Here is a 17,761-nt window from a genome sequence, read left to right on the forward strand (position 1 = left end):
GGGTGCGGTGAAACTGCCGGGCGTTGCGTCATGAGGCGGTGTGCCGTGACAGGTCGCGTTCTGTCGCGCCCCCCTCTGTCCTGCCGGACATCTCCCCCTCCAGCGGGGAGATTGGCTGTCGTCTCGGCTTTCGCCAATCTCCAGCGTTGCAGGACTGAGCGAGGCGCCGAAGCTGCCAATCTCCCCCCTGGAGGGGGAGATGTCCGGCAGGACAGAGGGGGGCGCTGTCCCGCCAACCTCAGCCCGGCAACAAAAAACCCGCCTCGAGGGCGGGTCGTCGGGCCGAATCAGCACCATACCGAACTTAGTAGCATAGCTGCCGGCACAAAGCAAGAACAAAATGCGTTGCGAGCGATAAAAACCGAGGTCGGTGTTCACGGACGATTGCAAGGTCGCGTTCTGTCGCGCGGAGACTTCCGATGACCTCACCCTCCTGGCTCACCGTCACCCAAGGCACAGCACCCCTGCTGGTTTCGATCCCGCATACCGGCATCGATCTCGCCGGCCTCGACAGCCGGCTGGTCTCGCCCTGGCTCGGCCGCCGTGACGCCGACTGGTGGATCGACAAGCTTTATGACTTCGCCGAGAGCCTCGGCGCGACGGTCGTGCATACGGCGATTTCGCGCACCGTTATCGACGTCAACCGCGATCCGTCCGGCGTTTCGCTCTATCCCGGCCAGACGACGACCGGGCTCTGCCCGACAGAGACCTTTGACGGCGATCAGCTCTACCGCAACGGTGAAGAGCCGGGACCGTCGGAGATCGACGAGCGCCGCGAGAAGTTCTTCGTACCCTATCATACCGCTCTGCAGGCCGAGATCGGCAGGCTGCGCGCTTTGCATGGGAAGGTCGTCGTCTATGACTGCCATTCGATCCGCTCGGTGCTGCCGCGCCTTTTCGAAGGCAAATTGCCGGTCTTCAATCTCGGCACCAATGACGGCAAGAGCGCCGATCCAACGCTGCAAGCGACGGTTGGCCAGATCCTCGCCGAAACCGGCGAGAGTTACGTCGTCAACGGCCGCTTCAAGGGCGGCTGGATCACGCGCCATTTCGGCCAGCCGCAAGCCGGCGTCCACGCGCTGCAGATGGAACTCTCCAACCGCGGCTATATGCGCGAGCCCGAAGGCAAGGGCGAACCGGCTAACTGGCCGGTGCCTTACGAGGCCGAATTCGCGGCGCCGATCCGCGTCACGCTGAAGAAGATCCTGGAAACCGCGATCGCCTGGGCCGAAAGCTGACGCGCGGTGCACCTCACTCGAAAGGGACAATCATGACCGATCCTCGCCACAACATCCGTGAAGTGCGCAGCCCGCGCGGCAGCGAGCTCAACGCCCGCACCTGGCTGACGGAAGCGCCGTTGCGCATGCTGATGAACAATCTCGACCCAGACGTCGCCGAAAACCCCAACGAGTTGGTCGTCTATGGCGGCATCGGCCGGGCGGCGCGCACCTGGAACGATTTCGACCGCATCGTTGCCTCGCTGAAGACGCTTGGCGACGACGAGACGTTGTTGGTGCAATCGGGCAAGCCGGTCGGCGTCTTCCGCACTCATCGTGACGCCCCGCGCGTGCTGATCGCCAATTCCAACCTGGTGCCGCACTGGGCGACATGGGAGAAATTCAACGAGCTCGATAGAAAGGGCCTGATGATGTACGGCCAGATGACGGCCGGCTCGTGGATCTACATCGGCACGCAAGGCATCGTGCAGGGCACCTACGAGACCTTCGTCGAGGCCGGCCGCCAGCATTATGGCGGCAATCTCAGGGGCAAGTGGATCCTGACCGGCGGTCTCGGCGGCATGGGCGGTGCCCAGCCGCTCGCCGCGGTGATGGCCGGCGCCTGCTGCCTGGCCGTCGAATGCGATCCCGACCGCATCGATTTCCGGCTGCGCACCCGCTATGTCGATGAGCGCGCCGACACGCTCGACGAGGCTCTGGAAAAGATCGGGCGCTGGACCAAAGCCGGTGAAGCGAAATCGGTCGGTCTTGTCGGCAACGCCGCCGACATCCTGCCGGAACTGGTGCGGCGCGGCGTGCGCCCCGACATCGTCACCGACCAGACCTCGGCGCATGACCCGCTCAACGGCTATCTGCCCAAGGGCTGGTCGCTGGCCGAGTGGCGCGAGAAACGCACCTCCGATCCGAAGGCCGTCGAAAAAGCTGCCCGCGCGTCGATGCGCGAGCACGTCGAGGCGATGGTGGCGTTCTGGAACGCCGGCGTGCCGACGCTCGACTACGGCAACAACATCCGCCAGGTGGCGAAGGAGGAGGGGTTCGAGAATGCTTTTGCCTTCCCGGGTTTCGTGCCGGCTTATATCCGTCCGCTGTTTTGCCGCGGCATCGGCCCGTTCCGCTGGGCAGCGCTTTCCGGCGATCCCGAGGATATCTACAAGACCGACGCCAAGGTGCGCGAGCTGACCCCCGGCAACACCCATCTGCACAACTGGCTCGACATGGCGCGTGAGCGCATCGCCTTCCAGGGCCTGCCGGCGCGCATCTGCTGGGTTGGGCTTGGCGATCGCCACCGGCTCGGCCTCGCCTTCAACGAGATGGTCGCCAGGGGCGAACTGAAGGCGCCGGTGGTCATCGGCCGCGATCACCTCGATTCCGGCTCGGTCGCCTCGCCGAACCGTGAGACGGAGGCGATGAAGGACGGCTCCGATGCCGTCTCCGACTGGCCGTTGCTCAATGCCTTGCTCAACACGGCGTCCGGCGCCACCTGGGTGTCGCTGCACCATGGCGGCGGCGTCGGCATGGGCTTTTCGCAGCATGCCGGCATGGTCATCGTCGCCGACGGCACGCCCGAGGCGGCCAAGCGCCTGGAGCGGGTTCTGTGGAACGATCCGGCGACCGGCGTCATGCGCCACGCCGATGCCGGCTATGACATCGCGATCGAGTGCGCCCGGGAGAACCAGCTCAACCTGCCCGGCATTTTGGGCTGAGTCGCGCCTTGCGCATCCTTCGGGCAGCCGAATACCGGTCGATGCCGTGGAAGAACGGCGGCGGGGTGACGACGGAGATTGCCGTCTCGCCGCCAGGTGCCGGGCTCGACGATTTCGACTGGCGCGTCTCGATGGCGCTGGTCGAGGGCGGCGGCCCATTTTCCGGATTTGCCGGCGTCGACCGGACCTTGGCGTTGCTGGAAGGCGAGGGCATGATCCTCGACATCGCCGGCCGGCTACCGGTCGAAATCACCAAGGCTTCCGCACCGCTTGCCTTTCCGGCCGACGTGCCGACGCAAGCCATGCTGATCGCCGGTCCGATCACCGACCTCAACGTCATGACCCGCCGCGCCCGGGCGATCCACACGGTCGAGCGCCTGCTGATTTCGGCTCCGACGGAGATCCAGGCCGAAGCCGATGAAACACTCATCCTGTGCGTCGACGGCGAACTCAGCGTGGCCGGCGCGGCGCCCATGCAACTTGGGCCGCTCGACGCGCTGTTGCTCGGGGCGCAAGCGCCGGAACTGCGCCTGGATCCGGTCCGGCCGGCCATGCTGTTCGTGATCCGCATCGACCGCATTGCCGGCAACGATTAACGTCTGTTTCCAAACATGATCGTGACGCCGGCCAAATATCGCGTAAGCTGGTCGCTGCATCACGAAAAAGCCTGAATCTTCCGCCGATCAGAAGCCGAAACGATGCTCATAGTGCCCGCCTGGAAGTTGTCGAAAGACGGCATCTTGTCGTGGTGCGGAAACAAAACTTTCGGCCAAGTGTTGCGATGCAACCAATTGCATTTGGACCGGTTTTAGGGACATTGCCGTGGCGGTGACGCCGCACTGCGTCCCCAACACGGAACCTTAGATGAATATCCAGACCAATCTCGCACAGATCGAAAAGACGAGCGCCAGCTTCCCGGCTGTCACCGACGTGCCGATACGCTCCAATTTCCTGCCGGAAGATCGGCTGCGCGCTTTGGGCGCAGCCCTTGCCAGTGGCGACGCCAAGGACTTGTTCGGTCTGACGCCTTTCGATTTTCAGGCGCGCATCCGCGACAGCGCCAGGAAAATTCTCGATGTCTACCGTTCCACCAACGCTGCCCAGGCGAGGGGCGAAACGATCACGCCCGCGGCGCAGTGGCTGCTCGACAACAACTACCTGGTCGAGGAGACCATTTTTCAGGTCAAGCGCGACCTGCCGCGCCGCTTCTACCGCCAGTTGCCGACGCTGAAACTGTCGGATGGATCCAGCGTGCCGCGCGCACTGGCGGTCGCGTGGACCTATGTCGCGCATTCCGACAGTTCCGTCTCGTCGGCCATGTTCAAGGCGATCGTCGAAGGCTTCCAGTCCATCGAGCCGCTGAAGATTGGCGAATTATGGGCGCTGCCGTCGCTGCTGCGCTTCGTCCTGATCGAGAACCTTCGCCGGATCGCGGTCCGCGTCAATCGCACGCGGGAACTGCGCCAGATCGCCAACGAGGTCGCCGACCGTGTGCTGTCGACGGACGACAGCGCCGACCGGCAGGCGATACTTTCCCACTACAGCGCCCATGCGCAGGACACCACCTTCGCCACCCAGTTGCTCTACCGGCTGCGTGACGGCTCGCAAAATGCCGGCAGGGCGCTGGAATGGCTGGAGGGCGAGCTGGAAAGGACCGGCTCCGACGCCGAGGAGATCATCCTCAGCGAGCACCACACGCTGTCCAGCGGCAACGTGACCACCGGCAACATCATCCGCGGCCTGCGCCTGATCAACGACATCGACTGGACGGTGTGGTTCGAGGGCGTCAGCCGCATCGACACCTTGCTGCGCGAACGCACCGATTTCGCCGCGCTCGATTTCTTTTCGCGCGACCAATACCGGACTGCGATCGAGGAGCTGGCGCGCCGTTCCGATCTCTCCGAATTTCGCGTTGCCGAAAGGGCGATCGAGCTCGCCGGCCATGCTGCCGATGCACCGGGCTCCGAAAGCGGTCCGATCGCTCACACCGACGTCGGCTTCTTTCTGGTCGGCCCGCGCCGGCAGGAGCTCGAGCGGTCGATCGGCTACCGGCCGACCATCGGCAAGACGCTCAACCGGACCTTCCGCAAGACCGGATGGCTGGGCATCGTCGTGCCGGTGTTTGCGCTGACGGTCCTGCTTCTGGTCGTTTCCGGCAATGCGCTTGCCAATCTCGGCCTGTCGGTGCCGTCGATCGTCCTGATGCTGGCCCTGTTCGCGGTGCCGGCCAGCGAAGGCGCGCTTGCATTCTTCAACACCGTCGTCTCGCTGTTTTTGAAGCCGACGCGTCTCATCGGCTATGATTTCAGGCACGGTGTGCCGCCCGAGGCGCGCACGCTGGTGGTGGTGCCGTCGCTGATCGGCTCGCGCGACGATGTCGAGGAGAACATCCGCAACATCGAGGTGCATCACCTCGCCAACACGGCGGGCGAAGTCTATTTCGCGCTGCTTTCCGACTGGCCGGACTCGAAGACCGAGATCGATACGGCGGATGTCGAAATCCTCGAATTCGCCCGCGCCGAAATCGCCAGGCTGAACGCCCGCTATCCCTCGGAAGGGGCGCCGCGCTTTTATCTGCTGCATCGGCGCCGGCTCTACAACGCATCGCAAGGCGTCTGGATGGGCTGGGAGCGCAAGCGCGGCAAGCTGCACGAATTGAACCTTCTGCTGCGCGGCGACAGCGACACCACCTTCCTGCCGTTGGAAGTGCCATTGCCGGAGAGCGTCGTCCACGTGATGACGCTGGACGCCGACACCCGCACCACCCGCGACGCCGTCGCTGCGCTGGCCGGCAAGCTTTGCCACCCGCTCAACCGTCCGCATTTCGATGTCGCACGGCGCGAGGTTACGGCAGGTTATTCCATCCTGCAGCCGCGTATCACCGCGTCGCTGACCAGTGGCGACGAGGCATCGTTCTTTCAGCGTGTCTTTTCCGCCAATCGCGGGCTCGATCCGTACGTCTTTGCCGTGTCGGACCTCTACCAGGACATCTTCGGCGACGGTTCCTTCACCGGCAAGGGTCTTTACCATGTCGACGCCTTCGAGGCGGCGTTGAAGGGCCGCATCGAGGAAAACACCATCCTCAGCCATGATCTGCTCGAAGGCGCCCTGGCGCGCTCGGCCTTGGTCACCGACGTCGAACTGGTCGAGGACTATCCGACCCGCTATTCGGTCGACGCGTCGCGCCACCATCGCTGGGCACGCGGCGACTGGCAGCTTCTGGGCTTCATTCTTGGCCCGCGCTCAAACGTGCCGGCGCTGTCGCGCTGGAAGATGGTGGACAATCTGCGCCGCTCGGTGACGCCGATCTTCTGGGTGATGGCCGCGATCGCCGGCTGGACGCTGCTGCCCTTCACGCAGGCCGCCCAATGGCAGGCGCTGCTGATCCTCACGCTGTTCATGGCGCCCACTTTCGACATTGTCGACGCCATCCTGCCGAAGAGCGGCGACCAGACGCCGCGCGGCCATTTCTCGGCACTGGCACGCGACGTTGCCTTCGGCACCGCCCTGGTGGCGCTGAAGATCGTGCTGATGGCGCATCTTGCCTGGATGATGGGCGACGCGATCATCCGCACGCTCTACCGCCTGTTCGTCAGCCGCCAGAACCTGCTCGAATGGCGCACCGCCTCGCAGGCACACAAGGGCGGCGACAACGATCTCGGCTCCTATTACAGCATCATGTACGGCGCGGTGATCATCGGCGTCGTCGGCCTCGCTGTCCCGGTGCTGGCCGATTCCACCGGCGCCTTCGTCGCCTTCTTCTTTGCCTTGTTCTGGATCGGCTCGCCCGCCATCGCCTGCTGGATCAGCCGTTCGGCCGAAACCGAGGACCGCCTGCGCATATCGGCCGCCGACATCCACGCGCTGCGCACCGTGGCGCGACGTACATGGCACTATTTCGAGACCTTCGTGACGGCCGAGCATCACCATCTGCCGCCGGATAATTTCCAGGAAAGCCCGGCCCCCGTGGTGGCGCCCCGCACCTCGCCGACCAATATCGGCGTCTACCTGCTGTCGGTGATTTCGGCACGCGATTTCGGCTGGATCAGCCTCTCCGACGCCGTCAACCGCATCGACGCGACCATGTCGACCATCGAGAGCATGCCGCGCGACCGCGGCCATCTCTTCAACTGGTATGACACGACGACCCTGAAGCCGCTCTACCCGCTGTACATTTCGGCGGTCGACAGCGGCAATCTCGCCGGCCATCTGGTGGCCGTGGCCGCTGCCTGCGCCGAATGGGCCGAAGCGCCGTCGGTGCATGTGCAGGGCGACTTCGAAGGCATCCTCGACACCGTCACCATCCTCGACGAAAGCCTTGAGGAACTGCCCGACGACCGGCGTCAATTGCGGCCCTTGCGCCAGCGGCTCGCCGACCGTCTCGACGGCATGCGGCGGGCGGTGGAATTGATCAAGGCGCAGCCGGAGATGGCGTCGATCCGCACCATCAACCTGGCCGTCCTGGCCGGCGAGATACGCAAGCTCGCGACAGCCATCCATACCGAGGCAGCGTCGACCCAGAGCGACACCATCGCCGATTGGGCGGCCAGGCTCGAAGCCACCTGCGAGGCGCATGTGCACGACGCGCACAGCGACGAAAACGCCGTCGCGGCATTGCGGGCCAAGCTTCTGACGTTGCGCGAGCGCACGCGCCGTTTCGCCTTCGAGATGGATTTCTCGTTCCTGATGCGGCCCGAACGCAAGCTCTTGTCGATCGGTTACCGGGTCGAGGAGCATCAGCTCGACGAAAGCTGCTACGATCTTTTGGCCTCCGAGGCGCGGCTGACCAGCCTGTTCGCCATCGCCAAGGGCGATTTGCCGACCGAGCACTGGTTCCGGCTCGGCCGGCCGATCGTCGAGATCGGCTTCCAGGGCGCACTGATGTCCTGGTCCGGCTCGATGTTCGAATATCTGATGCCGCCACTGGTGATGAAGGAGCCGCAAGGCAGCATTCTCAACCAGACCAGCAAGCTCATCATCAAGCGCCAGATCCAGTATGGCCGTTCGAAGAACGTTCCCTGGGGGATTTCGGAAGCGGCCTACAACGCCCGCGACCGCGAGCTGACCTATCAGTACACCAATTTCGGCGTGCCCGGGCTCGGCCTGAAGCGCGGCCTTGGCCAAAACACGGTGATCGCGCCTTACGCGACCGTGCTGGCAGCGCAGTTCACGCCGCATGAATCCGTCCAGAACCTGGCCAAGCTCAGGCGGCTGGGCGCACTGGGCCGGCACGGTTTTTACGACGCGGTGGATTTCACGCCGCAACGCGTTCCCGAGGGCACCGACCACGCCGTCGTGCTCAACTACATGGCCCACCACTCCGGCATGTCGATTGCCGCAGTTGCCGATGCGATCTTCGAAGGGCGCCTGCGCGACCGCTTCCACAGCGATCCGGTGATCGAGTCGGCCGAATTGCTGCTGCAGGAAAGGGCGCCGCGCGACATCCCGACTGCGACCGTCAGGACCGAGGCCGACGAGCGCTCGAAGGACGAGACCGAGCTGGAAAGCCCGGATACCCGCATCGTGCTCGATCCGCTCAGGGCGCTCCGCTCGACCAGTGTCATGTCCAATGGCCGCTATTCGGTCATGGTGACCGCCACCGGCTCCGGGTACAGCCGCTGGGGCGAACTTGCCGTCACGCGCTGGCAGCCGGATCCGACCGAGGACCGCCTTGGTTCCTATATTTTCCTGCGCGACGCCAGCAACGGAGACTGGTGGTCGACCACCGCCGAGCCGAAGCGCGCCGCCGGCGAGCGTGCGCAAACGCTGTTCTCCGACGACAAGGCGAGCTTCGTCAAATCGATTGGATCGCTGCGTTCGGAAGTCGAGTGCATCGTCATCTCGGAAGGCAATGGTGAGGGCCGACGGGTGACGCTCCACAATGATGGCCCCGCCGACCGGCATATCGAAGTAACCTCGTTTGCCGAACTGGTGCTGGGCTCCGAGCCCTCGGATAATGCCCATCCGGCTTTTTCGAAGATGTTCGTGGAAACCGAGATCGCGCCGAACAACGGCGCGATCTTCGCCACCAGGGGCAAGCGCGAAAAGGACGAACCCGACGTCACCATGGTGCATTTCGTCACCGACCCGTCTGGATCGGCGCGAGACGCCGAGGCGGAAACCGACAGGCGCGCCTTCATCGGCCGCGGCCGCACCATCACCGAAGCGGCGGCCTTTGATCCCGGCGCCAAGCTTGGCGGCCATTCCGGCTTCACCCTGGACCCGATCGCATCGCTTCGCCGGCAGGTGCGCGTGCCGGCCAACAAGAAGATTTCGCTGACGTTCTGGACAGTCGTCGGTACCCATCGCGCCGAATTGGATGCCGCCATCGCACGGCTCGACCATCCCGAAAGCTTCGCCCGCCAGGCGATGCTCGCCTGGACGCGCTCGCAGGTGCAGACCCGGCACCTTGGCCTCAGCCTGTCCGACGCCGCCAATGTGCAGAAGCTGGCGCGCTATCTGATCTATCCCGATCCGTTCCTGCGCCTTCCGGGCGAATCCATCGTCTCCGGGCTCGGCAGGCAATCCAGCCTGTGGCCGACCAGCATATCCGGCGATTTTCCGATTTTCCTGGTCAGGATCGCCGATGTCGCCGATCTGGAGATCGTCGCCCAGGCGCTTCGCTTCCAGGAATACATGCGCGCTCGCGGCATGATGATCGATTTTGTCGTCGTCAACGAGCAGGCGTCTTCCTACGTGCAGGACCTGCAGCGCGCGGTGGAGACGCTGTGCGAAAACAGCCGGTTGCGCGGCAAGGAGCTCGGACCCCGCCAGCACATCTTCGCGGTGCGCCGCGATCTGATGGAGGAAACGACCTACAGGACCTTGCTCGCCGTCGCTCGGGTGGTGCTGCATACGCGCAACGGCACCATCTTCGACCAGATCGAGCGCGCCGAGGCCGCGGCACTGCAGGCGCGGGACGCCGCCCTCCAGCCGGCAGACCTTGCAGCGCTTCGCGAGCCGTCCTTGCCGGTGCCGACGTCGCAAGCATCTGCCGCCCAGGCACTGATCGAGGGCCGCGTCGACGGCAGCGGGCTCGACCAATGGAACGGTTTCGGCGGCTTCGACGGCGACGGACGCCACTACGTTGTGCGTCTTGCCGGCCGGCGCACGACGCCGCAGCCGTGGATCAACGTCATCTCCAACCCATCGTTCGGGTTCCACATTTCGGCTGAAGGCGCTGCCTTCACCTGGAGCCGCAACAGCCGCGACTATCAGTTGACGCCATGGTCGAACGATCCGGTCACCAATCGGCCGGGCGAGGGCATCTATATCTACGATCATGCCAGTGGCAGGGCGTTCTCGCCAATGGCTGCCGTGGTGCGTGATCCGACAATGACCTACGAAACCTGGCACGGGCAGGGTTTTTCGACGTTCCGCTCAAAACGCGGGCCGCTGTCGATGGACCTGACCCATGTTGTCGATCCCGTCGATCCGGTGAAGATATCGCGGCTGCGCATCCAGAATTCGGGTTCGGTGCCGATGCGGCTGCGCGTCTACGCCTATGCGGAATGGGTTCTTGGCGGCCATCGCTCGCGCACCGCTGCAAGCATCGTTCCGTCGAGGGATGCCGCAACCGGCGCATTGCTGGCGCAAAATCCCTATGGGCTCGATTTCGGCGAGCGGATCGCCTTTCTGGCCGCCGACGGTGCTGTGCATTCGGTCACCGCCGATCGCGGCGAGTTCATCGGCAGGCAAGGCACGAGCGAGTTTCCGCATGCCGTGCTGAGCGGCGCCGGCCTGTCCGGCCGTGTCGAGGCCGGCGACGATCCCTGCGCGGCCATCGCACGCGACATCGACATCGCTGCCGGCGGCGACGTCACGCTGCTCTGGCTGCTCGGCGACGCGGCCTCGCCCGAGGCGGCCAGCGCGCTGGTGCAGACCCATCGCTCAAGGGATTTCGATCAGCGGCTGGCCGACAACGAGCGCACATGGCGCGGCTTTCTCGACACAATCCAGGTCGAGACGCCGGACAAGGCACTCGACGCTATGGTCAATCACTGGCTGCCCTATCAGAGCCTGGCCTGCCGCATCCGTGCCCGCTCTGCGTTCTATCAGGCGAGCGGTGCCTTCGGCTTCCGCGATCAGTTGCAGGATACCTTGGCTTTGCTGGCGCATGACCCCAAGCTGGCGCGTGATCAGATACTCAATGCGGCGCGGCGGCAATTCCCCGAAGGAGACGTGCAGCATTGGTGGCTGCCGCGCACCGAGGCCGGCGTCCGCACCATGATCTCGGACGACGTGGTCTGGCTGGCCCACGCCACGGCCCGTTACCTGCTGGTGACCGGCGACACCGCGATCCTGAAGGAGCAACTGCCCTTCATCGAAGGGCAGGCGCTGGGCGAAGGCGAGCACGATGCTTTCTTCATCCCGGAAATCTCGAAGAAGACAGCCTCGCTCTACGACCATTGCGCGCGGGCGCTCGATCTTGCCGTCAAGCGCAGCAGCCCGGCCGGGCTGCCGCTGATCCTCGGCGGCGACTGGAACGACGGCATGAACCGCGTCGGCGAGCACGGCAAGGGCGAGAGCGTGTGGCTGGGCTGGTTCCTGCTGAAGACGCTGGGCGACTTTGCCGCTGTCGCCAAGGCGGAGCGCGATGCCAAGCGCGTGCAGGCCTGGACGAAGCACGCCGAGGTGCTGAAGCGGGCGCTGGAAAGCACCGCCTGGGATGGCGAGTGGTATCGGCGCGGCAGCTTCGACGACGGCACGCCGCTCGGCTCGCGCAAGTCGGACGAGTGCAAGATCGACTCGATCGCCCAGTCCTGGAGCGTGCTTTCGGGCGAGGGCGACCCGGCGCGGTCGACCACGGCAATGGCGCAGGCGATGAAAGCGCTCGTCGACGACGACCTCAAGATCGCCAAACTGTTCACCCCGCCCTTCTCGAAGACGGAAAAGGACCCGGGCTACATCAAGAGCTATCCGCCGGGGGTCCGTGAAAACGGCGGCCAATACACGCACGCGGCAACATGGTTCGTCATTGCGCTCGCCGAGATGGGTCGCACCGACGATGCCTACCGTTGCCTTTCAATGCTCAATCCGGTCAACCATGCGCTCGACGAAGCCGCGGCAGAGCGCTACCGGGTGGAACCTTATGTCGTCGCGGCCGACGTTTATTCCGGGCAAGACAAGGGCGGCCGCGGCGGCTGGACCTGGTATACCGGGTCGGCGGGCTGGCTTTATCGCGCCGCGGTCGAGAGCATTCTCGGCATAGAGCGCCGCGGACAGCGCCTCCAGTTCACGCCGAGACTTCCTAGCCATTGGGACGGCTATTCGGCAACTCTGAAGATGCTGGGCGCCGAGATCAAGGTACGCGTCGTCCGCGACAAAAAGGCCCGGGCCATCTCACTTGAAGTGAATGGCACGAAGACCAAATCTTCGTCCTTCGAGCCAAAAGCCGGAGATAGTGCCGAGGTGGTCGTCAGAATACCGGCCTAGATTCAAGGGCTTGGAGCGTCGCTTAGCGTTCCCAGGGCACGCACGGGCGCTCCAAGTGCCGCTACCGGTTATATTTGCGGTTGACCTTGCTGAATGCCTGCACACGACTTTAGACGTCGTGCCCAGGGTCTTGCTGATTAAAATTGTGGCAGTGCTTTCCAGCTGCCATGATTTTGCCGCAACGCTGACATTTCACCTTTTATCTCAAACTGTTAGACGATCACGGCAAATTTCGAAGCGTCGTCATCTTTTGTTCGCGGAATGGGAACGGAACAGCTAGACGAGCATTGTTTTGCGACGCGTCAACCGGTACGAGTCAAAAAATGACGCACTGCACCATAAATAATTGGCGGAGTAGCTGAAGTGTCACTTCTGCAAATCTACTGGCGAGCGCTCGGTTATCTCGCTGCCGACAGGAAACGCGTTGCGTTTATCTGCGGGGCGAATGTCACGCTTGCCATTATCGCCATCCTCGAGCCGATCATGTTCGGCCGGGTGATCGATGCCATTTCGGACCGCGGCTCGGTGTTCTCGACGCTCGCAATGTGGGCCGGCATCGGCGCTTTCAATATCGTCGCCTTCGTTCTGGTGGCGCGCGGCGCCGACCGCTTTGCCCACCAGCGGCGCAGCGAGGTTCTTTGCCAGTCGTTCGAGCGCGTCATCACCATGCCGCTTGCCTGGCATCATCAGCGCGGCACCTCCAATTCCCTGCACACGCTTCTGCGGGCGGTCGAGACCCTGTTCAGCCTCTGGCTCGAATTCATGAGGCAGCACCTGTCGACAGCGGTCGCGTTGGTTCTGCTGGTGCCCACGGCGCTCAGCATGGATATCCGCATGTCGATGGTACTGCTGGCGCTTGGCGCGCTCTATGTCGGCATCGGACGGCTGGTGATGCGGCGCACCAAGGAAGGCCAGGCGGCCGTGGAGCGTCACTACCACAAGGTGTTTGCGCATGTGACCGACTCGGTCAGCAACGTCGCCGTCCTGCAGAGCTACAACCGCATCGGCCACGAGACCGAGGCGCTGAAGCACTACGTCAAGAATCTGCTCGATGTGCAGAACCCCGTGCTCGACTGGTGGGCAATGGCCAACGCGCTGCACCGCCTGTCGTCGACGATTTCGATGATGGTGGTGCTCTTGATTGGCGCCTATCTGGTGACGCACGGCCAGTTGCGCATCGGCGACGTCATCGCCTTTACCGGCTTTGCCACGCTGCTGATTGCCCGGCTCGACCAGATGTCCGCCTTCGCCAACCAGATTTCCGAGGCGCGCGCCAAGCTCGAGGAATTCTATCATCTCGAGGACTCTGCATCCGACGCCGCCGAGCCCGATGGGCTGCGCGATCTCGTCAACGTCACGGGTCATGTGCGTTTCGAGAATGTCTGCTTCGAGTTCGGCAATTCCGGGCAGGGTGTCGACGACGCGTCGTTCGAGGTCCAGGCCGGCCAGACCGTCGCCATCGTCGGCCCGACGGGCGCCGGCAAGACGACGCTCATCAACCTTCTGCAGCGCGTCTTCACCCCGTCCAGCGGCCGTATCCTGATCGACGGCATCGACACCCGCACGGTGACCCGCAAGTCGCTGCGCCATTCGATCGCCACCGTCTTCCAGGATGCCGGCCTGCTCAACCGCTCGATCGAGGACAACATCCGCGTCGGCCGCGCGGAGGCGACCTATGACGAGGTCCATGCCGCGGCCAATGCCGCCGCCGCGCAGGATTTCATCCTGTCAAAGTGCGAGGGCTACGACACGGTCGTCGGCGAACGCGGCGGACAGCTGTCCGGTGGCGAGCGCCAGCGCATCGCGATCGCCCGCGCCGTGCTGAAGGACGCGCCCATCCTGGTTCTCGACGAGGCGACCAGCGCGCTCGACGTCGAGACGGAAGACCGCGTCAAGGACGCCATCGACGAATTGCGGCGCGGCCGCACCACCTTCATCATCGCCCACCGCCTGACCACCGTTCGCGACGCCGATCTGGTCGTGTTCATGGACAAGGGCCGGGTGGTCGAGATGGGCGGGTTCACCGAACTGTCGCTGCGCAACGGTCGCTTCGCCAGCCTGCTGCGCGCCGGCGGCCTGCTCAACGACGAGGAGGTCCGCCGCCTCAGCCGTCCGGTGAACGAAGCCGCCTGAGCAGCGCGGCTTGCCTTCTCCCCTTGCGGGAGAAGGTGGCCTCGCGAAGCGAGGTCGGATGAGGGGTGCTCCAGCTTGGCGCAAATCTTCATCCAAATCCAGACTTCGGCGCACGGCGATCATTGGCGCCTCACTCCGTCCAGCACCCCTCATCCGGCTCGACGCTACGCGCCGATCCACCTTCTCCCGCAAGGGGAGAAGGGAAGACGTACCGCCGCTGCGGTTGCCGCAACTCCGCCGGCGGTCTATGTAAAGCCGCATGAGCGATACGACTTCACGCCTCTCCGGCTGGATGGACCTTGCCAACCCGACGCGGTTCGTCGGGCTGGCCGACAAGGTCGTGCCGTGGTTGGCGAGCGTGGCCGCCATCGTCCTCGGCGTGGGTCTCTATATGAGCTTCACGGCGCCTGAGGACTTCCAGCAGGGCATCACCGTTCGCATCATGTATATCCACGTGCCTTTCGCCTGGCTTGCCATGATGTGCTACACGCTGATGGCGGTCTCGGCACTGGGCACGCTGGTCTGGCGCCATCCGCTGGCTGACGTGGCGCTAAAATCGGCGGCACCCATCGGCGCCGTCTTCACCGCCCTTGCACTGATCACCGGTTCGATCTGGGGCAAGCCGATGTGGGGCACCTGGTGGGTGTGGGACGCGCGGCTGACCTCGGTCTTCATACTGTTCCTGATGTATCTCGGCATCATCGCGCTGACCCGCGCGCTCGACGATGCCGGGCGCGCCGCCTGGGCCGCCGCCATCATCACCCTGGTCGGCTTCATCAACATTCCGATCATCAAATTTTCGGTCGACTGGTGGAACACGCTGCATCAGCCGGCGTCGGTGTTCCGGCTTGGCGGGCCGACCATTGATCCAAGCCTGTTGTGGCCGTTGCTGGTGATGGCACTCGGCTTCACCGTGCTTTTCTTCGCGCTGCACCTAACGGCGATGCGCACCGAGATCTGGCGCCGCCGCGTCATTTCGATGCGCCGGGTTGCCGTGAGACAGGCTAGCTGATCTTGGTCGAGTTCCTTCGCGCCCCCCTCTGTCCTGCCGGACATCTCCCCCTCAAGGGGGGAGATTGAATGTCACGTATCGTTTCGCCAATCGCGAATGTTGAAAGAGAGGCGCTACCGGCGAAGCTACCGATCTCCCCCCTTGAGGGGGAGATGGCCGGCAGGCCAGAGGGGGGCGCTGTCCGGGCGCTGTCCCTCCAGCGTTTGAAGGATTTTGTACCTGAAGCGCACGCGCTCCAACTGGACTCACCCCATCCGCCCGCGTGCTGCCACCGGCAGCGTCTCCAACACCTTGTCGCCTTCGATCAGATGCACCTCGTCGAACAGGTTGGTGACGACGCAGCAATGGTCGGGCACGACGCGCACGCGCTCGCCGATGCGAAGCTCGGCGCCGCCTGACAGCGTGACGTTGCCGTGCTCTTCGCTGAGGCTGGTCACCCTTGCGCCTGAAATGCCCAGCAGCTCGCCGAAATCGGCGAGCCCCAGTGTGTCGCTGGAGAGCGCCTTGCTGCCGGCGTCGAGGATGGCGCGTGTCGGCGTTGGGTGGCTGACCACCGTCGACAGCACCGTCAGTGCGCAATCGTCGAGGCTGCCGACGCCTTTGGCGACCTGGTAGCGGTCGAGATAGATGTAGGTGCCGGGCCGGTATTCGGTGACGACGCTATGCTCGCCGGAACGCCACATATCGGGTGTGCCGCCGCTGGAGATGCGCTCGCAAGCAAGGCCGGATGCGGCAAGTGCTTGCTGCGCATCGGCGAGCCACGCCTCGGTCTCGGTGGCGCGGCCAGCCCCCGGGTAGGTCATCAAGCCGCCGAAGACGAGCCCCCGGACCTTGTCGATCTCGCTCGCCAGCGCGACTGCCTCGCCGGCCGACTGCACACCGCAGCGGCCCATGCCGGTGTCGCATTCGACCAGCACCGGCAGGCGGTGGCCGGGATCGGTAAAGGTGGCGGCAAGTCCCATCAGCGTGTCCATGCTGTCCGTTGTCACCGACAGGGTTACGCGGCCGTGCAGCGCCTTGAGGCGCTCCAGCTTGGCCCGCCCGAGGATATTGTAGGGCAGAAAGATGTCGGTCAGTCCGGTGTCGGCCATGACTTCGGCCTCGCCGATCTTCTGACAGGTGATGCCGACGGCGCCGGCCGCGATCTGCTTCTTTGCCCAGTAGGGCAGTTTGTGGGTCTTGATGTGCGGCCTGAGCTTCAGCCCGTGCCGGTCGGCATGGGCCTGCGCCCGCGCGATATTGGCTTCGGCGCGGCCGGCATCGATCAGGATCGCCGGCGTATCGAGGTCGTCTATGCTGCGCATGGTCTCACCATCGGAAAATTGGTTGACCTTATGGCCCTGATCGGACCGCATGTCATGGGGCCAGCGACAGCAGTTTGCATCGACACCGGATGGACGTTCGGCTATTGCGGTTTGAGCAATTCCAGGAAAAGTGTGAAACGGTTTTCCGTCCGGAATTGCGTCCAAAAAAAGATAGAACGGTTCATCGTTTCCGTGAAACGATGAACCGTTCTAGCGCTCGCAAAGCGACGGGAAGGAACCACGATCATGAAACGCTCCGCCATCAACGACATCATCCGCGACGCCGACGCCTTCATCAGCTCGTTCGGCTACATCATGCCGCCCTTCGCCTACTGGTCGCCGGAAGAGATGAAGGCGCGCCGGCAGGATTCGTCGGCAATCTTCTCGTCGCGGCTTGGCTGGGACATCACCGACTACGGCCAGGAGAAATTCGACGAGCTCGGCCTGTTCCTCTTCACCGTTCGCAACGGCCGCTACGAGGACATGAAGAAGGGCATGGGCATGCTTTATGCCGAAAAGATCATGATCTCGCGCAAGGATCAGCTGTCGCCGATGCACCGCCACAACATCAAGGCCGAGGACATCATCAACCGCGGCGGCGGCAGACTGGTGCTGGAGCTGTTCATGCATGATCGCGATGGCGGCATCGATCCGAAGGCCGAAGTATCGGTGCCTGTCGACGGAACCATCCACAGACTACCTGCGGGTGGGCTGCTGAAGCTCGACCCAGGCCAGAGCGTCACTTTGCTGCCGGGTGTCTGGCATGCCTTCTGGGCCGAGGGCAAGGACGTGCTGATCGGCGAGGTCTCGACCGTCAACGACGATCTCACCGACAATGTCTTTCGCGAACCAATCGGCCGCTTCGCGGACATCGACGAGGACACAGCACCGCTGCACCTGCTGGTATCCGATTATGAGAAGTGGGTGGGGTAGGGC

At 64.2% G+C, this 17,761-nt stretch carries 8 protein-coding genes; 7 read left to right on the top strand and 1 reads right to left on the bottom strand.

All coding sequences use genetic code 11. The features are described 5' to 3' along the window. Positions 1-419 precede the first annotated feature (419 nt). The 6 genes from hutG to NKJ28_RS20740 all read left to right on the top strand — a co-directional run bounded on the left by hutG (position 420) and on the right by NKJ28_RS20740 (position 15,521). Positions 420-1,238 (top strand): N-formylglutamate deformylase, encoded by an 819-nt coding sequence (gene hutG, locus NKJ28_RS20715; protein WP_352636817.1) that lies wholly within the window; start codon positions 420-422, stop codon positions 1,236-1,238. Between the two features lie 32 nt (positions 1,239-1,270). Beyond that, the gene (hutU, locus tag NKJ28_RS20720; protein ID WP_352636818.1) at positions 1,271-2,941 is read left to right on the top strand and encodes a urocanate hydratase; all 1,671 of its coding nucleotides are present in this window, start codon (positions 1,271-1,273) and stop codon (positions 2,939-2,941) included. Between the two features lie 8 nt (positions 2,942-2,949). After that, entirely contained in the window at positions 2,950-3,537 is a 588-nt protein-coding gene (locus tag NKJ28_RS20725; RefSeq protein WP_352636819.1) for a HutD/Ves family protein, read from the top strand. Between the two features lie 268 nt (positions 3,538-3,805). After that, the gene (locus NKJ28_RS20730) at positions 3,806-12,376 is read left to right on the top strand and encodes a glycoside hydrolase family 94 protein (protein WP_352636820.1); all 8,571 of its coding nucleotides are present in this window, start codon (positions 3,806-3,808) and stop codon (positions 12,374-12,376) included. A 363-nt stretch (positions 12,377-12,739) separates the two neighbouring features. Continuing rightward, positions 12,740-14,509 (top strand): glucan ABC transporter ATP-binding protein/ permease, encoded by a 1,770-nt coding sequence (locus NKJ28_RS20735; protein ID WP_352636821.1) that lies wholly within the window; start codon positions 12,740-12,742, stop codon positions 14,507-14,509. A 259-nt stretch (positions 14,510-14,768) separates the two neighbouring features. Beyond that, entirely contained in the window at positions 14,769-15,521 is a 753-nt protein-coding gene (locus NKJ28_RS20740; RefSeq protein WP_352636822.1) for a heme ABC transporter permease, read from the top strand. A 245-nt stretch (positions 15,522-15,766) separates the two neighbouring features. Here the strand turns inward: NKJ28_RS20740 and NKJ28_RS20745 are convergent, their stop codons facing one another. Further along, positions 15,767-16,825 (bottom strand): D-TA family PLP-dependent enzyme, encoded by a 1,059-nt coding sequence (locus NKJ28_RS20745; RefSeq protein ID WP_352636823.1) that lies wholly within the window; start codon positions 16,823-16,825, stop codon positions 15,767-15,769. A gap of 246 nt (positions 16,826-17,071) precedes the next feature. Between NKJ28_RS20745 and NKJ28_RS20750 the strand changes: the two genes are divergently transcribed. Then, the gene (locus tag NKJ28_RS20750) at positions 17,072-17,758 is read left to right on the top strand and encodes a D-lyxose/D-mannose family sugar isomerase (protein WP_352636824.1); all 687 of its coding nucleotides are present in this window, start codon (positions 17,072-17,074) and stop codon (positions 17,756-17,758) included. The last annotated feature ends 3 nt before the right edge of the window (positions 17,759-17,761 follow it).

This window comes from Mesorhizobium sp. M0145 (assembly GCF_040322355.1).
Lineage (GTDB): Bacteria > Pseudomonadota > Alphaproteobacteria > Rhizobiales > Rhizobiaceae > Mesorhizobium.